The following is an 18,070-nucleotide window of genomic DNA, read 5'->3' on the forward strand; positions in this document are numbered from 1 at the left end:
GGCCGCGGCGGGTCCGGTCCCTTCGACGGGCTCAGGGACCTGTGGGGAGGTGGTGGGTCCCGGTCCCTCCGACGGGCTCAGGGACCTCGGTGGGGAGGTGGCTGAGCCTGTCGAAGCCACCGGACCGACCGTCGGCGTGCCCGGGGGAGGCCGCGCTGCTCGGTCGAGGCCGGGGCGAACTAGAATCGTGAGGTCATGGCATCCACCACTCCCACCCGCTCCCGGGGGATGACCGGCATCGGCCGTGTCCTCGTCGTCGTCTACGGCATCATGGCGCTCGCCGCCACGGGCCGCTCCTTCGTGCAGATCGTGCGCGAGTTCGACGACGCCCCGCTGGCGTATTCGCTGTCCGCCCTCGCCGCGGTCGTCTACATCCTCGCGACCCTCGCGCTGATCTTCTCCGCGCGCCCCGCGTGGTACCGCGTCGCCTGGATCGCGATCGGGTTCGAGCTGGTCGGCGTCCTGGTGGTCGGGACGCTGAGTCTGGTGCTGCCGGCGCTGTTTCAGCACCCGACCGTGTGGTCGGTGTACGGCTACGGCTACCTGTTCATCCCGCTCGTGCTGCCCTTCCTCGGTCTCTGGTGGCTCGTGCGGCACCGCCGGGCGGCGTCGTGATCGTCTTCCGGGACCCCGTCGAGGTCCCCGCCGGCTTCGGTCCGACGGTGGTGGCGATCGGCAAGTTCGACGGCGTGCACACCGGCCATCGCGCGGTGATCGACCGCGCCCGGGTCGACGCGTCCGACGGCGCGCGCGTGGTCGCGGTGACTTTCGACCGCAACCCGTTGAGCGTCCTCCGGCCCGAGAAGTGCCCGGCCGACGTCATCGGCCCGCATCAGAAGCTCGACCTGCTCGAGCGAGCCGGAGTGGATGCCACCCTGCTGCTGACCTTCGACGAGGCCCTGGCCGCGATCCCCGCGGAGGAGTTCGTGCGCGGCATCCTGGTCGACGCCCTCGACGCCCGCACCGTTCTCGTGGGACGCGACTTCCGCTTCGGCGCCGGGGGAGCGGGTGACCCCGCTCTGCTGGAGCGCATGGGGGCCGAACACGGTTTCCGTGTCGACGTCGTCGACGACGTCCGCGCGGTGCACGCCGATCGGCGCGTGTCGTCCACGTGGATCCGCGAGGCCCTGTCGGCCGGCGACATCGCCACGGCCGCGCGCCTGCTGGGCCGCGCGCCCTCGGTCTGGGGCGAGGTCGTGCACGGCCTCAAACGCGGACGCGAGCTGGGGTACCCGACCGCCAATCTCTCGCCCGATCTCGAGGGCTTCGTGCCCGCCGACGGCGTCTACGCCGGATGGCTCGTCGACGTCGACGGGGCGCGACGCACGAGTTATCCCGCCGCGATCAGCGTCGGAACGAACCCCACGTTCGACGATGTGAACGCGCGGCAGGTCGAGGCGTACGTGATCGACGAGACCGGACTCGACCTGTACGGCCATCACGTCGAGGTGCGCTTCGTGGAGCGGGTGCGCGGGATGACGGCGTTCGACGGGATCGACGCGCTCATCGCGCAGATGGCCGACGACGTGGAGCGCTCGCGCGCGATCCTGCGCTGAGTCGCGGGCGGGTCGTGGAACGGCGCTCGGGTCAGTCCTGCCGCGACAGGTGATTCCGGATGCCGAGGAACGACGCTGCCGCTCCGAGCACCATGAGCACGGCGGTGAACAGCGCCGCCCGGTGGAATCCGTCGAGGTCCAGCGATCCGCCGACCACGGCGGACACGGCGGCGATGGCGAGCAGGCCGGCGACGCGCGAGACGGCGTTGTTGACGGCGGAGGCGATGCCCGAGCGCTCGGAGTCGATGGCGCCGAGCACCGCGGCCGTCAAGGGCGAGACGGTCGCGGTCAGACCCAGGCCGAACACGATGACCCCGGGCAGCACTTGCGTCCAGTAATCGAAGTCGTCGCCGACCCGGAGCAGCAGCAGGGCGCCGGCCGCCATCACGAGGGGGCCGACGGTCATGAACAGGCGCGGCCCGAGACGTCCCGACAGAGCGCCCATGCGCGAGCTCAGGACGATCATGAGCACGGTGCTCGGCAACGACGCGAGTCCCGCGAGGGTCGCGGGAAGCCCCGCCCCCTGCTGCAGGTACACGCTGAGCACGAAGCCGTTCAACGACAGCGCCGCGTAGACGAAGACGGTCGCGAGGTTGCCCGCCCAGAAGTTGCGCGCCCGGAAGAGATCGAGCGGCATCATGGGTTCGCGCGCCGTCTTCTGCCGCACGAGGAACCCCGAGAAGGCCAGGATGCCGATGATCCCCGGCATCCAGATGACGGGGGAGGCCCAGCCGAGGTTCGGCTGCTCGATGAGGGCGAACACGATGCCGCCGAGACCCGCCGCGCACAGGACCGCGCCGAGGATGTCGACGCGCGCGCCGGGGCGGCGGTGATCGCGATGGCCCAGGCGGGTGAGCAGCCACATCGTGACGCCGATGGGGAGCACGTTGACGAGGAACACCAGCCGCCACGACAGGGTGTCGACGAAGATGCCGCCGATCAGGGGGCCCGCGAGCATGGCGACGGTGGTCGCTCCCGTCCAGATGCCGATCGCGCGAGCCTGTGCCGCGCCGCGGAACGTCGAGGTGATGAGGGCCAGGGAACTCGGCACGAGCAGGGCGCCGGCGACGCCCTGGAGGGCGCGAGCCACGATGAGGAATTCCGCGGTCGGAGCGGCCGCGATGGCGAGCGAGGTGACGCCGAAGCCGATGAGGCCGATGCGCAGGACGACGACCCGTCCCAGCACGTCGCTGAGGGAGCCCGCAACCAGGATGAACGCCCCGAGAGTGACGAGGTAGGCGTCGACGACCCACTGCTGCGTGCTCAGGCCCCCGCCCAGGTCGCCTGCGATGGCGGGCAGGGCGACGTTGACGACCGTTCCGTCGAGGAACGACACGAACGAGGCGAGGACCGCGACGGCGAGGACCGTGCGTTGTTCCCGTGTCATCGCCTCGGCCATTCCCCCAGCGTAGGGTCGGTCGATCCGCGGCGGGCCGGGTTGCGCGCAGGCGGGAGCGAGGCGAGCGCGGTGCGAACGGCCGGGCGGGCGCCGAGCGAATCCTGGAACCTCGCCCCCTAGAATACCCCCAGGGGGTATCCTGTTGCTGACCGGGGGAGCGGAGGAGGAGCCATGAGCGACCACACGGATGCCGCAGCAACCGCCGAGGCGGTGCTCGACATCGACGGGATGACGTGCGCGAGCTGCGTCGCGCGCGTCGAGAAGCGCCTCGGGCGGGTCGAGGGCGTGCACGCGGCGGTGAACCTCGCGACCGAGACCGCGCGGGTGCGCTACCCCGCCGACCTCGACACCGCCGCCCTGGTCGATGCCGTGCGGGCCGCCGGCTACGACGCCCGCGTCCGCACCCGCACCTCCACGGAGCCGCCCCCGGTGCCCGTGTTCGCCCCCGGAGGAGCGGTGGATGCCGTGACCGGGCGCGATCTCACCGCGACCGCCGCGCAGCTCGAGGGCGGCTCTTCCGGCGCTCCGGACGCCGCCGGCTCGCACGAGCACGGCTCCGACGCCCCCGCCGCGTCCGCGCACGTCGCCGACACGCACGCCGCCGACACGCACGTCGAGGCCGAGGATGCGTCGTCGGGGCACGTGCACGACACGGCCGACGCGCCCGGGTCGACCCCGCTGCGGACACGCCTGTGGGTGTCGCTCGCCCTGGCCGTCCCCGTCGTGGCGCTCGGCATGGTCCCGGCGTGGCAGTTCCCCGCATGGCAGTGGGTCTCGCTGGTGCTGGCCACCCCGATCGTGCTCTGGGGCGGATGGCCGTTCCACCGCGCCACGCTGCGCAACGCGCGTCACGGCGCCGCCACGATGGACACCCTCATCACCCTGGGCACCTTCGCCGCCTACCTGTGGAGCGTCTGGGCGCTCGTGTTCGGCACGGCCGGGCGGATCGGCATCCGTCATGAGGTGATGCTGTTCGGGCCCGTGCACGACGCCACCTCGGTGGTCTACTTCGAGGTCGCCGCGGCGGTGACGGTGTTCCTGCTGCTCGGACGCGTGGTCGAGCAGCGCTCCACCCGCCGTGCCGGAGCCGCGCTGCGCTCGCTGCTCGACCTCGGCGCGCGCGAGGCGGAACTCGCCGACGGGCGCCGCATCGACATCGACCGCCTGGCCGTCGGCGACGTGTTCGTCGTGCGCCCCGGGGCGACCGTCGCGACCGACGGCGAGGTGCTCGAGGGACGCGCCTCCGTGGACGAGAGCATGCTCACCGGTGAGTCGCTCCCGGTCGACGTGGGTCCCGGATCGACGGTGACCGGCGGCACCATCGCCTCGGGCGGGCGCCTCGTCGTCCGTGCGACCGGCGTCGGCGAGCAGACGCGTCTGGCCCGCATCGCCCGTCTCATCGAAGACGCGCAGCTCGGCAAGAGCCGTGTGCAGCGCCTCGCGGATCGCATCTCCGGGGTGTTCGTCCCCACCGTGATCGTGCTCGCCGCGCTCACCCTCGTCGGGTGGCTCGTCGCCGGTCAGCCGCTGTCGGCGGGCTTCACCGCGGCCGTCGCGGTGCTCATCATCGCCTGCCCGTGCGCGCTGGGGCTGGCCACCCCGATCGCGATCCTCGTCGGGACCGGCCGCGCCGCCCAGCTCGGCATCCTGGTCACGGGCCCCGCGGCCCTGGAATCCGCCGAGCGCATCGACACGATCGTGCTCGACAAGACCGGCACCCTGACCGCGGGGCGCATGAGCGTCGTGAACGTCACCACCGCCCCCGACCAGGATGCCGACCACGCGCTGCGTCTGCTGGCCGCGCTCGAGCGCGCGTCGGAGCACCCCGTGGCCCACGCGATCGTGGTCGCGGGGGGCGAGGGTCCGGTCGCCGAAGACGTCGAGGCCCTTCCCGGCCGCGGCATCGTCGGTGTCGTCGACGGCGTCCGCGTGTTCGCGGGGCGCCCCGCGCTCGCCGCCGATCTGGGCGCGCCTCTGCCGGACGCGCTCGCCGCGGCCGTCGCCGAGGGGGAGCGGCGCGGCACCGTCGTGGTGGCGGGATGGCCCGACGACGAGGGCGCCATGCGCGCGCGCGTCGTCGTCGAGGTCGCCGACACCGTGCGTCCGGAGAGCGCCGCCACCGTCGCCCGCCTGCGCGCGATGGGACTCGAACCGGTGCTGCTCACCGGCGACAACCCGCACGTCGCCCGCGCCGTCGCGGCCGAGCTCGGCATCGAGAAGGTGAGCGCCGGGGTCCTGCCCGAGGGCAAGGTCGCGGAGATCGCCGCGCTCCGCGCCGAGGGGCGCACGGTCGCCATGGTCGGCGACGGGGTCAACGACGCCGCCGCCCTGGCATCCGCCGACCTCGGCATCGCCATGGGAGGGGGGACGGATGCCGCGCTCCACGCGAGCGACGTGGCCCTGATGCGGGATGACCCGCGGGGTATCGTCACGGCGGTGGCGCTGAGCCGGCGCACGATGGGCGTGATCCGCGGGAACCTCTTCTGGGCGTTCGCGTACAACGTGGCGGCCCTGCCGCTCGCGGCCCTCGGGCTGCTGAACCCGATGCTCGCCGGGGCCGCGATGGCGTTCTCGAGCGTCTTCGTCGTGCTCAACAGCCTGCGGCTGCGGCGCGCGGCCTGAGCGAACGGCGACGCCGACGTGCTGGGTTAGGGTCGTGACGACCCTGGAGGTGTCATGACCCCCCTCGCCCGTGCAGCCCTCGCGGCTTCCGTCTCGCTCGCCCTCGTCGCCGCTCTGAGCGCGTGCGTCCCCGAACCGGAGGGCGACACGCCCTCGCAGACGGCGTCCGCTGCCGCATCGTCGACACCCACGGCTTTCGCCTCCGCATCTGCGCCCACGACGTCGGCGTCCCCGACGATCGCTCCGACGGCGGGGACCGCACTGCCGTCCTCCTGCGAATCCGTGGTGTCCGCCGCGCAGCGGACCGCGCTGGCGGACTCCGACCTTCCGTTGAACGATCCCGGAGTGACGCTGCTGTCGACTGAGCAGGCTGCCCTGCTGGATCTCCTCCAGGTCGTTCCGACCGTGCGGTGCTCGTGGGGTGCGCCGGGTGACCGAGGGATCGCGACGAACGTCTCGATCGTCGACCCCGGGCAGGCCGCCACGGTCCGCAGCACTCTCGAGGCGGGCGGTTTCAGCTGTGAGGACAGCGGTGAGGCGACGGTCTGCCGCATCGAGCAGCGTGGCGTCTCGCTCGACGACAAGCCGTTCGAGCGCGGTGAGGTGCAGGCGTTGTCGGGGGACGTGTGGGTGTCCACGTCGTACGTCAGTGTCGACGTCACCTCATACACCGACGACATCTTGTCCACGGTGCGGGGATGAGTGCCACCTCGAGCAGCTAGAATGGGAGGTGGACCTCGTCACCCCTCCGCGTGAGCTGTTTTCGGCTGATACCCGCGGTGGGGCGTGTATCCCGCCTTTTCCGGGCGTGCGATTCGCGGTTTTCCGGGGTCACTGATCCACCGGCTTCGCGCCGGAACGTTCCGGACCCTTTCCGGACGACACGCTCAGGAGGAGCATGCCGACCACGGCAACCGCCGCCCGTAGCTCGAGCCAGCGGCGCAGGAAGACCACGTCATCCCGACGCGACGACGAAGCACCCGTCATCCCGATCCTCGCCCGCAAGGTGCGCGAGGTCGAGGCGAAGGCGCAGCGCGGCAAGCTCGGGCCCACCAATCGCGTCAAGTTCCAGGTCATCGCGTTCCTCGTGCGCGAGGAGCGCGCGCGGGTCAAGGCCGACACCGAGATCACCGACGCCGCCCGCGCCGAGCTGCTCAAGCGCCTCGACGGCGTGGCGACGATCCTCGCGAAGACCGCCGCGCGCGACACCTCGCTGATCCAGCTGCTCGAGGTCGACCAGGCCACGTCTCCCGTGGCCCGCCGCATGCGCCGCGACTGGCTGCTCGAGTCGGGCGCCGAGCTGCCGCCCGACGAGCTGATCATCACCGACAACACGCCCAAGATCACACCGGTCGTCTCCGCGGCTCTCGCCGAGAAGCAGGTCGTGCCGGCATCCATCGAGGCGCGCCAGATGGCGAACCCGTTCCGCGCGCCCGACCTCACGCCGCGCCCGAGCGGTGACGCCCCGCGTCGCCGCCTCGACGGCTGGGAGCTCATGGGTCCGCTCTACAAGGCGTTCGAGACCGGCGCCGGCGGGTCCGCCGCGAGCATGGAGCTGCCGCCCGTGCCCGAGTTCGACCGGCTGTCGCCGCGCGGACTCGAGGTCATGCCGCATCAGTCGCGCTTCCTCGAGGCCGTGCGCCTCGGTCACCGCGAGTTCCTCCTGGCTGACGAGCCGGGCCTCGGCAAGACCGCGGAGTCGGTGCTCGCGGCATCCGTCGCCGACGCGTATCCGCTGTTGGTCGTCGTTCCCAACGTCGTGAAGATGAACTGGGCGCGCGAGGTGCAGCGGTGGACCCCGCAGCGCCGCGCGACCGTCATCTCCGGTGGCGGCGCCGACATCGACGCCTTCGCCGACGTGTTCATCGTCAACTACGAGATCCTCGACCGCCACCTGTCGTGGCTGTCGTCGATCGGCCTCAAAGGCGTCGTCGTCGACGAGGCGCACTTCATCAAGAACCTCACGTCGCAGCGGTCGCAGAACGTGCTCGCGCTGGCATCCCGGGTGCGCGAACAGACGCGCAACCCCCTGATGCTCGCCCTCACCGGAACCCCGCTGATCAACGACGTCGAGGACTTCGACGCGATCTGGCGCTTCCTCGGATGGACCAACGGCGAGAAGCCCGGCCCCGAGCTCATGCAGAAACTGGATGCCACGGGCCTCACTCCCGCCGACAAGGCGTTCTACCCCGAGGCGCGCGAGGCCGTCATCTCGATGGGCATCGTGCGACGCAAGAAGAAGGACGTCGCGGCCGACCTGCCCGACAAGCTGGTCGCCGACCTGCCCGTCGAGCTCGACGACGAGTACGGCCGCTCGATCCGCCAGGCCGAGCGCGAACTCGGCGCCCGCCTCGCCGCCAAGTACCGCCGCATCATCGAGGCGCGCGGCGACCGCGGCCTCGCCGCCGGCGAGATCGACGAGGACATCGTGCGCCTGGTCGCCCACGGCGAGCTCGAAGAGAGCAAGGCCGCGGGTTCGGGCAGCGAGAACGTCTTCACGATGGTGCGCCGCATCGGTCAGGCGAAGGCGCACCTCGCGGCCGACTACGCCGTGCAGCTGCAGCGCTCGGTGGGCAAGGTCGTGTTCTTCGCGAAGCACATCGACGTGATGGATGCCGCCGAGGCCCACTTCAAGGCCTCGGGTCTGAAGTCGGTGTCGGTGCGCGGCGAGCAGACCTCGACCGCCCGCCAGGCCGCGATCGATGCGTTCAACAGCGACCCCGGTGTGGGGATCGCGGTGTGTTCGCTCACCGCAGCCGGCGTGGGCCTGAACATGCAGGCCGCCTCCAACGTCGTGCTCGCCGAGCTGTCGTGGACGGCCGCCGAGCAGACGCAGGCGATCGACCGCGTGCATCGCATCGGCCAGGAGGAGCCCGTGACCGCGTGGCGCATCATCGCCGCGCACACGATCGACACGAAGATCGCCGAGCTGATCGACTCCAAGGAGGGTCTCGCTCAGCGCGCCCTCGACGGCCAGGCGGTCGAGCCGGGCTCGAGCGACTCCGTGCAGCTCTCTGCGCTCATGCACCTGCTGCGTCAGGCGCTCGGCAAGGCCTGATCCGCACCGCCACGAACGCCCCGGCTGCTTGGGCGCCGGGGCGTTCGGCGTATCCGCGGCGTGGGTCGGGGCGCGGCGCTCGGGACCGGAGCCGCGGGGCTGGGGCCGTCGGTCCGGACTGCGCCGCCTAGCCGGGCCGTGCCGTCGGTCCGGGCTGCGCCGCGGCGCCGGCGAGTATCTCTGCGCCGGGGCCCGGCATCCACCCCCGGCGTCACGTGTAGCAGCGCCTCCATCCGCGGCGATAGGGTCGAAGACGGCAACGGCGCCGACCCTTCACCCGAACCACAGCACCAGAGGACTCTGCCCATGAAGATCGGCATCCTGACCAGCGGCGGCGACTGCCCCGGTCTCAACGCGGTCATCCGTGGCGTCGTGCTGAAGGGCACGACCAACTACGACATCGAGTTCGTCGGCATCCGCGACGGCTGGCGCGGGGTCGTCGACGGCGACTTCTTCCCCCTGACGCGTCACGAGGTGAAGGGGCTGTCCAAGGTCGGCGGCACCATCCTCGGCACCAGCCGCACCAACCCCTACGAGGGCGTGCGCGGCGGTGCCGAGAACATCTCCAAGACGATGTACGGGCACCGGCTCGACGGCATCCTCGCGATCGGCGGCGAAGGCACCCTCGCGGCGGCCGACCGCCTGTCGAAGGACGGCATCAACGTGCTCGGCGTGCCGAAGACGATCGACAACGACCTCCGCGCGACCGACTACTCCTTCGGCTTCGACACCGCCGTCAACATCGCGACGGATGCCATGGACCGCCTCCGCACCACCGGTGACTCGCACCAGCGCTGCATGGTCGCCGAGGTCATGGGTCGTCACGTCGGCTGGATCGCTCTGCACGCCGGTATCGCGGCGGGCGCCCACGTCATCTGCATCCCCGAGGTGCCGATGTCGATCGACGAGATCGTCGAGCAGGTCACGCGCGCCCACGACCGTGGTCGCGCCCCGCTGGTCGTCGTGTCGGAGGGCTTCAAGCTCAAGGGCATGGACGAGGCCTTCAGCGACAAGGGCCTCGACGCCTTCAACCGCCCCCGCCTGGGCGGCATCGGCGAACTGCTCGCTCCCGAGATCGAGCGCCTCACCGGCATCGAGACCCGCGCCACCGTGCTCGGTCACATCCAGCGCGGCGGTTCGCCTTCCGCCTTCGACCGCGTGCTCGCCACGCGCCTCGGCCTGCACGCCGCCGACGCGCTGAACGAGGGTGCGTGGGGCCAGATGGTCGCGATGCGCGGCACCGACATCGTGCGCGTCCCCTTCGCCGACGCCCTCGGCGAGCTGAACAGCGTCCCGCTGTACCGCTACGAAGAGGCCGCCGCCCTCTTCGGCTGAGTCTGCTGCACCGACGCCCCGTCCCGCTTCGTGCGGGGCGGGGCGTCGGTGTGTGCGGGGCTGGCGTGGGCGGCGAGCGGCGCAGGCTGGGCGAGCGGCGCAGGCTGCGCGAGCGGCGCGGTCTGTGCGAGCGGCGCAGGCTGTGCGCGCGGCGCAGGCGGGCGATGGGCGAAGGCTGTGCGCGCGGCGCAGGCTGTGCGCGCGCAGGGCGGGATGCGGGTGGAGGCGTCGCGAGCGTGCGCCGCGTCCCTGCAACCTCGTCCCATTTATGGCGGTGCATGTCCCACTTATGGCCGGTCGGGGCGCCCCGCACCGGCCATAAGTGGGACATGCTCGGGGCGGCGGAAGATGGGGAGGCTCCTCCACAGGCCTTGACTGCGCGTGAGGGCTGTGGAGAACGCCGGCGCACGGGTCAGCGGTCGGGATCCTGGAGCATGACTCGCCGCCATCCCCTGCCGGACGATCTGCCCGAGCGATTCCACGTAGCGGAAGCCCTGCGACGAGGCGCGAGCAGGACCCGCCTCCGCGCCTCCGACCTCGTGACGCCCTTTCACGGCGTGCGTTCTCGCTCGACCGGCGACGAGAGCATCCTCGAAAGGTGCCGGGCCTACGCGCCACGACTCGCCGAGGGCCAGTTCTTCAGTCATGAGACGGTGTTCGCGCTGCGTGGTCTCAGCACACCGGAGTGGCCGCACACGCCGCGCCTGCACGTGTCGGCGCACCGCCCCGCCCGCGAGCCTCGCACCCGTGGTGTCGTCGGTCACCGATTGCAGACCCGGGAGCCGGCCACCGAGGCCGGACCCGAGGGGATGCCGATCGAGAACGCCGTCCGTGCGTGGCGGCAGTGCGGCCGGCTGTGGCGTCTCGACGACCTGGTCGCGGGCGCCGACGCGCTGCTGGGCGGCCGGGAGCCGCTCGCCGACACCGCCGACCTGGATGCCGAGATCACCCTCATGGGGGACGTCCGGGGTGGCATCCTCCGGAGGGCGCTCGCCCTGGCCCGCCCGGGCGTAAGGTCACCGCGGGAGACCCACCTGCGACTCCTCCTCGCGCGCCACGGCTTACCGGAACCAGGCGTCAACGCGGACATCTTCTCGGCTCGAGGAGAATTCGTCGCGGAGATCGACCTCACCTTCGAGGCCTGGCGCGTCGCCGTCGAATACGACGGGCGCGTGCACGCGGAGGATCCGCGGCAGTTCGCTCGCGACGCGGACCGCTGGGCCGCGATCCGCGATGCGGGGTGGGACCACGTCCGTATCCTGAGCCACCACCTCCGCGGAGACGGCGCCCCGGCGGCATCCCTCGTGCGCGCGGCGTTGCTCAGGGCGGGCTGGCGCCCCGGTCAGTGACTCCTTGTCCCAGTTATGGCTGGTTGAGGGGGTCGCAACTGGCCATAAGTGGGACAAGCACCGCCTTGAGTGGGACATGCCGCAGCCGCCGCCACCGCACAGCCACCGCGCCCCCGCCGCGACAGGGCCGCCGCCGCGCCCGCGCCGCCACCAGCCGTCGCCGCGACCGCGCCGCCACCGCCCAGCCACCGCGACCGCGGCGTAGCCGCCCTACTCCGCCAGCCCCAGCACGTCGAGCAGCCACGCGAGCTCGAACGCGCGCTCGCGCCAGGCGTTGTACCGGCCGCTCACACCGCCGTGTCCGGCGACCATCTCGCACTTGAGCATCGCGTCGGCACCCACCTCGCGCAGGCGCTGCACCCACTTGGCCGGCTCGACGTACAGCACGCGCGTGTCGTTGAGCGAGGTGACCGCGAGGATGCGGGGGTACTCGACGCCGTCGCGCACGTTCTCGTACGGCGAGTACGACTTCATGTAGGCGTACACGTCCGCGTCGTGCAGCGGGTCGCCCCACTCGTCCCACTCGATCACCGTGAGCGGGAGCGACGGATCCAGGATCGTGGTCAGCGCATCGACGAACGGCACGTCGGCCAGGATGCCGGCGAACATCTCGGGTGCGAGGTTGGCCACCGCGCCCATGAGCAGGCCACCGGCGCTGCCGCCCTCGGCGACGATGCGGTCGGGGGTCGTGTACCCCTCGGACACCAGATGCCGCCCCGCGGCGACGAAGTCGGTGAAGGTGTTGCGCTTGGACTGCAGCTTGCCGTCTTCATACCACTGCCGGCCCATTTCGCCGCCGCCGCGCACGTGGGCCACGGCGAAGACCACGCCGCGGTCGAGCAGCGACAACCGGGGCACCGAGAAGCCGGGTTCGATCGAGTGCTCGTAGGAGCCGTAGCCGTAGAGGTGCACCGGGCGGGGAGCGGATCCGGGTTCGCCGAACGAGCGCTTCCATACCAGCGACACCGGCACCCGGGTGCCGTCGTCGGCGGGGGCCCACACGCGGGCCTGGCCGTAGTCGGCGGGGTCGAAGCCGCCGAGCACGGGCTGGCGCTTGCGCAGGAGCAGCTCCCCGGTGTCGACGACGTAGTCGTAGACGGTCCCGGGCGTCACGAACGAGCCGTAGCCCAGGCGCAGCACCGGGGGAGCGTACTCGGGGTTGCCGCCTGTGCCGACGCTGTAGAGCGGCTCGTCGAACGCGATCTCGGTCACGGCTGCGTCGGCGTACGACAGCATGCCCAGGCGTGCCAGTCCGTCGCGGCGGTAGGCGACGACCCCCCAGTCGCGGAACGTGTCGACGCCCAGCAGTCGTTGCCCGGTGCGGTGCGCGATGACGGTCTCGCGGGCACCCTGAGGAGTGGATGCCGAGACCCGCACCAGCTCGAAGTCGAGGGCGCCGTCGTTGTGGAGGATGTAGAGCACGTCCTCGCCGTCGACCACGGCGTGCGAGCTGGAGTACTCCACGCCCTCCTTCCGCGGCCAGACCACGCGCGGCTCGCCGCGCAGGTCGTCGGCGTCGAGCAGCCACTCCTCGCTCGTGATGGAGGAACCCATCTCGATCACGAGGTACTTGTCGCTGCGAGTGAAGTCGGCCCCGACCCAGTAGCGGTCGTCGGGCTCGTGGAACAGCTTCACATCGGCATCCACGCCCGTCCCGATCTCGTGGAGCCATACGGTGTCGGGGCGCCACGCGTCGTCGACGGTGGTGTAGACGATGAAGCGTCCGTCGGGGGAGAAGGTCGCGCCCGAGAACGTTCCGGGGATCTCGTCGGGGAGGGTCTCACCGGTCGTGAGGTCGCGCACGCGGACCGTGTAGCGCTCGTCTCCGGCGACGTCGATGCCGTACAGCATGCGCGTGCCGTCGTTCGAGATCTCGAAGCTCCCGAGCGAGAAGAAGTCAGTGCCCTCGGCCTCGACGTTGCCGTCGAACAGCACCTGCTCGCCGGGGACCGCGCGGTCGGGGGAGAGGGTCGGCGGCGTCCAGTCGTCGGGGGAGCCGAGGGGCGCGCGGCACTGGATGCCGTACTGCGCGCCGGCGACGGTGCGTCCGTAGTACCACCAGTCGCCGCGGCGGGCGGGGACGGAGAGATCGGTCTCGAGGGTACGGCCCTTGATCTCGCCGAAGATGGTGTCGCGCAGGCGCGTCAGGTGGGCGGTGCGCGCGGAGGTGTAGGCGTTCTCGGCCTCGAGGTGGGCGACGACCTCGGCGTCGTCTTTCGCGCGCAGCCATTCGTAGGGATCGTCGAAGGTGTCACCGTGGTGGGTGCGGGCGACGGGACGGCGGTCGGCGACGGGAGGGACGGGCTGCGGGTCGAGGTCGGTCACCGTTCCACGGTAGTGCGCCGCCGCGGCATCCGGCCCGGCGACACCGGTGGATGCCGACGGCTCGCGAATCCGCGCGTTTGACCCTCACAGGTCCGGGTGAAAGGATGTCGTCGCGTCTTTCGGTGAACGAAAGATCAACGCCAGGTGAACTCTTCGTTCGTCACGCCGATCCCGTCGGCATCCCTTCCTCCTTCTCACGGAAAGCGAACGGTGGAGAGCGCAGCCCTCATCATCGTGCTGGTCATCGTGCTGGCACTGTTCTTCGATTTCACCAACGGATTCCACGACACCGCGAACGCGATGGCCACGCCCATCGCCACCGGTGCGCTGAAGCCGAAGGTCGCGGTCCTGCTGGCGGCGAGCCTCAATCTGGTCGGCGCCTTCCTCTCGACCGAGGTCGCCAAGACGATCTCGGGCGGCATGATCCGCGAAGACCAGTTGAGTCCCGACATCTTCCCGCCGATCATCTTCGCCGGCCTCATCGGCGCGATCACGTGGAACATGCTCACGTGGCTGCTGGGCCTGCCCTCCAGCTCCTCGCACGCGCTCTTCGGCGGCCTCATCGGGGCTACTCTCGTGGGCGTCGGCGCCTCGGCGATCGACACCGGCGTCGTGCTGAGCAAGGTGATCCTGCCGGCCCTCATCGCGCCCCTGACCGCGGGCATCATCGCCTTCGTCGTGACGAAGATCGCGTACGGGGTGACGCGCCGGCACGACGCGAAGGCCGACGGCCGCGACGGCTTCCGCTGGGGGCAGATCTTCACCTCGTCGCTCGTGGCCCTCGCCCACGGCACCAACGACGCACAGAAGACGATGGGTGTCATCACCCTCGCGCTCATCACCGTCGGCTGGCAGTCCACCGCCAACCCCGACCCGCAGCTCTGGGTCGTCTTCGCGTGCGCGATCACGATCGCCCTCGGCACCTACATGGGCGGGTGGCGCATCATCCGCACGCTCGGCAAGGGCCTGACCGACGTCAAGCCCGCCCAGGGCTTCTCGGCCGAGACCTCGACCGCGGCCACGATCCTCGCCTCGAGCGCCCTCGGCTTCGCGCTGTCGACGACGCAGGTGGCCTCCGGCTCGGTCATCGGATCGGGCCTGGGTCGTCGCGGGTCGACCGTTCGCTGGAACACCGTCGGTCGCATCATGATCGGCTGGGTCCTGACGCTCCCGGCCGCCGGTGCGGTGGGCGCCGCGGCCGCCCTCATCGTCGTGTGGCTGGGTGGCTGGGGCGTCGCCGTCGACGCCGTGATCGCGGTCGCGATCGTGCTGGGGCTGTTCCTGCGCTCGCGTCGCGACTCGGTCACCTCGGCGAACGCGATGAGCGAGGTCGCCGACTCCGGCGCGGCGGTCAAGGTGCCGCGCAAGCCCGGTCCCACGCGCCGCCAGCGCCGCCTCGAGCGCGACAAGGTCGGGAAGGACGCCTGATGCTCATCAACTGGGGAGCCTTCCTGCAGGTCTTCGTCGCCGCCCTCCTGGGCGCGTCGGTCGTCGTCACCTTCTACGCCCTCGGGCTGCGCCTGCTCGTGCGCGGTGGTCGTCCGCCGCTGGTCGCGCCCGCGGAGTTCACCGACGCCATCACGGTGCTCACCGACAAGCAGCGTCGGCGCGCCGAGAAGGCGGTGGCCAAGGCCGCGAAGAAGAACCCGCTCAGCGACGGACAGAAGCGCCTGTCGCTCGTGGGCGCCTACGCGTGCTTCGCGGTGTGCGCGGCCGCGGTGCTCGGCGCGCTGCTGCTGATCCTCTTCAACCACTGACGTCGGATCTCGGCCGTCGCCGTGTGGCGACGTCGGTTCCGGATGCCGACGCCTCGGCGTTCTCGCGGAGCTCGCGGGCACGGGAACCGCTCCGCCGGAGGATCGAGGACGGTCGTCGTCATCGGGCTCCCGGTGTCGGACCCCCCTCCTAGGCTGGGCACATGGCATCCGTGCAGTTCGGTCAGCACGCGCCCGCCGCGCGCGTCATCCTCCACCTCAGCGACACTCACCTGCTCGGGGGCGATCGCCTCCTCGGGGGCCGCTACGACACGGCCGTGCACCTGCGCCGCACGCTCGCCGCGGCCGAGGCGACCGGGGTGCGGCCGGATGCGGTGGTCTTCACCGGCGACCTCACCGACCTCGGCGAGCCCGAGGCCTACCGCGCCCTGCGCGAGGCGGTCGAGCCCTGGGCCGAGCGTCTCGGCGCGCCCGTGGTGTGGGTGGCCGGCAATCACGACGAGCGCCCCGCGATGCGCGCCGCGCTCCTCGGCGCGGAGGCCTCCGAGGAGCCGGTGACGAGCGTGCACGATCTGGGCGGCCTGCGCCTCATCGCGCTGGATTCGACCGTGCCCGGCTGGCATCACGGCGACCTCGACCGGTCCCAGCTCGAGTGGCTGCGGTCGGAGCTGGCGACCCCCGCCCCTCTGGGCACGATCCTGGCCCTGCACCACCCGCCCCTGCCCACGCACATCCCCTTCTTCGACATCCTCGAGCTGCGCGACCAAGCGGGCCTGGCCGAGGCGATCGCGGGCAGCGATGTGCGGGCGATCCTCGCGGGGCACCTGCACTACTCCACCTCCGGAACGTTCGCGGGGGTTCCGGTCAGTGTCGCGTCGGCATCCTGCTACACGATGGACCTCGCGCGCCCCGCCGACGAGGTCAACGGCATGGACGCGGGGCGATCGTTCCACCTCGTCCACATCTGGGACGACACGATCACCCATGCGGTCGTCCCGGTGGTCGAGGCGGAGGCGACGGGGTACTTCACCCCCGAGTGGACGGCGCGTATGGCCGCCCTCAGCCCGGAGGAGCGCCTCGAGGCGTTCTCGCGCAAGCGCCCGACGGGACAATAGACGCCGCGGACGGTGTCGATCCGACGACCGGCCGCCGTGTCCAGCGACCGCCCCGCTCGCCGTGGTTAGGCTCGATGCATCCCTGCTCGCCGTGACAACCCACAAGGACGTACCCATGGCTTTGGACGCGATGACGCGTACCCGTACCGAGACCGACTCCCTGGGATCCCTCGAGATCCCCGCTGACGCGTATTGGGGGATCCACACGGCCCGGGCCCTCGAGAACTTCCCGATCGCGAAGCGACCGATCTCGGTGTACCCCGACCTCGTGCGGGCCCTCGCGATGGTGAAGCAGGCGTCGGCGCGCGCCAACCGCGAGATCGGCGTGCTCGACGAGCGCAAGGCCGACCTCATCGACCGCGCCGCGCAGCGCGTGATCGACGGCGAGTTCCACGACGAGTTCACCGTCGGCGTCATCCAGGGCGGGGCCGGCACCTCGACGAACATGAACGCCAACGAGGTCATCACCAACATCGCGCTCGAGATGGCGGGCCGCGAGAAGGGCGACTACGCGTTCCTCTCGCCCATCGACGACACCAACCGCAGTCAGTCGACCAACGACGTGTACCCGACGGCGATCAAGATTGGCCTGTCGCTCACGCTCCAGAGCCTGCTGGAGGAGCTCGCGCTGCTGCGCCAGTCGTTCCTCAGCAAGTCGGAGGAGTTCCACGACGTGCTCAAGGTCGGACGCACGCAGCTGCAGGATGCCGTGCCCATGACGCTCGGGCAGGAGTTCCACGGCTTCGCCACCACCCTCGGCGAGGACTACAACCGCCTGACCGAGAACGCCTACCTGCTCTACGAGATCAACATGGGCGCGACCGCGATCGGCACGGGCATCACCGCGCACGCCGGCTACGGGGGAGCGGTGCTGCGGCACCTCCGGGCTATCACGGGTCTCGACCTCGAGACGGCCACCGACCTCGTCGAGTCGACGAGCGACACGGGCGCCTTCATGTCGTTCTCGTCGTCGCTCAAGCGCAACGCCGTGAAGCTGTCGAAGATCTGCAACGACCTGCGCCTGCTCTCGAGCGGCCCGCAGGCGGGTCTGGGCGAGATCAACCTGCCCGCGCGCCAGGCGGGCTCGAGCATCATGCCCGGCAAGGTCAACCCGGTCATCCCCGAGGTCGTCAACCAGGTCGCCTTCTCGGTGGTCGGCGCCGACATGACCGTGACGATGGCGGTCGAGGGCGGCCAGCTGCAGCTCAACGCCTTCGAGCCGGTCATCGCCCACTCGATCTACCAGTCGATCACCTGGATGCGACAGGCGATGTGGACCCTGCGCGTCAACTGCGTCGACGGCATCACGGCCAACCGGGAGCGCCTGGGCGCGATGGTGGGTTCCTCGGTCGGCGTCGTCACGGCCCTCACACCGTTCATCGGCTACGCCGCGGCCGCCGCGCTGGCCAAGACCGCACTGCTGACGCACCGCAACGTCGCCGACCTCGTGGTCGAGGCCGGGCTCATGACGCGCGACGAGGTCATGAAGCAGATCTCGCCCGCGCGCCTCTCGGGCCTGCAGGCCGTGACGGCGGCGATCCCCATCGTGCGCGCGGCCGACAGCGTCGTGGAGGACTGACCCGCGGCGTCCACGCC

The 18,070-nt window shown here is 71.3% G+C and carries 13 protein-coding genes; 11 read left to right on the forward strand and 2 right to left on the reverse strand.

The features are described from left to right. Positions 1-195: 195 nt before the first annotated feature. Entirely contained in the window at positions 196-615 is a 420-nt protein-coding gene (locus Q0818_RS12035) for a hypothetical protein (protein ID WP_298875035.1), read from the forward strand. Further along, complete coding sequence (locus Q0818_RS12040; RefSeq protein ID WP_298875037.1) at positions 612-1,556, forward strand: bifunctional riboflavin kinase/FAD synthetase; 945 nt, start codon at positions 612-614, stop codon at positions 1,554-1,556. The genes Q0818_RS12035 and Q0818_RS12040 overlap by 4 nt, the downstream gene beginning before the upstream one ends. A gap of 31 nt (positions 1,557-1,587) precedes the next feature. Here the strand turns inward: Q0818_RS12040 and Q0818_RS12045 are convergent, their stop codons facing one another. Beyond that, a complete protein-coding gene (locus tag Q0818_RS12045) occupies positions 1,588-2,955 on the reverse strand; it encodes an MFS transporter (RefSeq protein WP_298875039.1) in 1,368 nt (455 codons plus the stop codon). 171 nt (positions 2,956-3,126) lie between these two features. Between Q0818_RS12045 and Q0818_RS12050 the strand changes: the two genes are divergently transcribed. From Q0818_RS12050 to Q0818_RS12070, 5 genes are all read left to right on the forward strand, one after another. Then, positions 3,127-5,577, forward strand: a complete 2,451-nt coding sequence (locus Q0818_RS12050; RefSeq protein ID WP_298875041.1) for a heavy metal translocating P-type ATPase — start codon at positions 3,127-3,129, stop codon at positions 5,575-5,577. Positions 5,578-5,631: 54 nt separating this feature from the next. Beyond that, positions 5,632-6,279, forward strand: coding sequence for a hypothetical protein (locus Q0818_RS12055; RefSeq protein WP_298875044.1), 648 nt, complete (start codon positions 5,632-5,634; stop codon positions 6,277-6,279). 196 nt (positions 6,280-6,475) lie between these two features. Continuing rightward, positions 6,476-8,635 carry a DEAD/DEAH box helicase gene (locus tag Q0818_RS12060; RefSeq protein ID WP_298875047.1) on the forward strand — a complete coding sequence of 720 codons (2,160 nt, stop codon included), beginning with the start codon at positions 6,476-6,478 and terminating at the stop codon, positions 8,633-8,635. Between the two features lie 306 nt (positions 8,636-8,941). After that, on the forward strand, positions 8,942-9,970 hold the full coding sequence (locus tag Q0818_RS12065) for a 6-phosphofructokinase (protein ID WP_298875050.1): 1,029 nt from the start codon (positions 8,942-8,944) through the stop codon (positions 9,968-9,970). A gap of 557 nt (positions 9,971-10,527) precedes the next feature. Next, positions 10,528-11,319 (forward strand): hypothetical protein, encoded by a 792-nt coding sequence (locus tag Q0818_RS12070; protein ID WP_298875053.1) that lies wholly within the window; start codon positions 10,528-10,530, stop codon positions 11,317-11,319. A 210-nt stretch (positions 11,320-11,529) separates the two neighbouring features. On the opposite strand, the gene Q0818_RS12075 is transcribed toward Q0818_RS12070, so the two are convergent. Further along, the gene (locus Q0818_RS12075) at positions 11,530-13,644 is read right to left on the reverse strand and encodes a S9 family peptidase (RefSeq protein ID WP_298875056.1); all 2,115 of its coding nucleotides are present in this window, start codon (positions 13,642-13,644) and stop codon (positions 11,530-11,532) included. A 210-nt stretch (positions 13,645-13,854) separates the two neighbouring features. Between Q0818_RS12075 and Q0818_RS12080 the strand changes: the two genes are divergently transcribed. The 4 genes from Q0818_RS12080 to Q0818_RS12095 all read left to right on the forward strand — a co-directional run bounded on the left by Q0818_RS12080 (position 13,855) and on the right by Q0818_RS12095 (position 18,053). Further along, positions 13,855-15,072, forward strand: a complete 1,218-nt coding sequence (locus tag Q0818_RS12080) for an inorganic phosphate transporter (protein ID WP_298875765.1) — start codon at positions 13,855-13,857, stop codon at positions 15,070-15,072. Further along, the gene (locus Q0818_RS12085) at positions 15,072-15,401 is read left to right on the forward strand and encodes a peptidase (protein WP_298875058.1); all 330 of its coding nucleotides are present in this window, start codon (positions 15,072-15,074) and stop codon (positions 15,399-15,401) included. Before Q0818_RS12080 ends, Q0818_RS12085 begins: the two co-directional genes overlap by 1 nt. Before the next feature lie 161 nt (positions 15,402-15,562). Beyond that, positions 15,563-16,474, forward strand: coding sequence for a phosphodiesterase (locus tag Q0818_RS12090; protein ID WP_298875061.1), 912 nt, complete (start codon positions 15,563-15,565; stop codon positions 16,472-16,474). Between the two features lie 115 nt (positions 16,475-16,589). Continuing rightward, on the forward strand, positions 16,590-18,053 hold the full coding sequence (locus Q0818_RS12095) for an aspartate ammonia-lyase (protein ID WP_298875062.1): 1,464 nt from the start codon (positions 16,590-16,592) through the stop codon (positions 18,051-18,053). The last annotated feature ends 17 nt before the right edge of the window (positions 18,054-18,070 follow it).

Source organism: uncultured Microbacterium sp., assembly GCF_947489255.1.
GTDB lineage: Bacteria > Actinomycetota > Actinomycetes > Actinomycetales > Microbacteriaceae > Microbacterium > Microbacterium phycohabitans.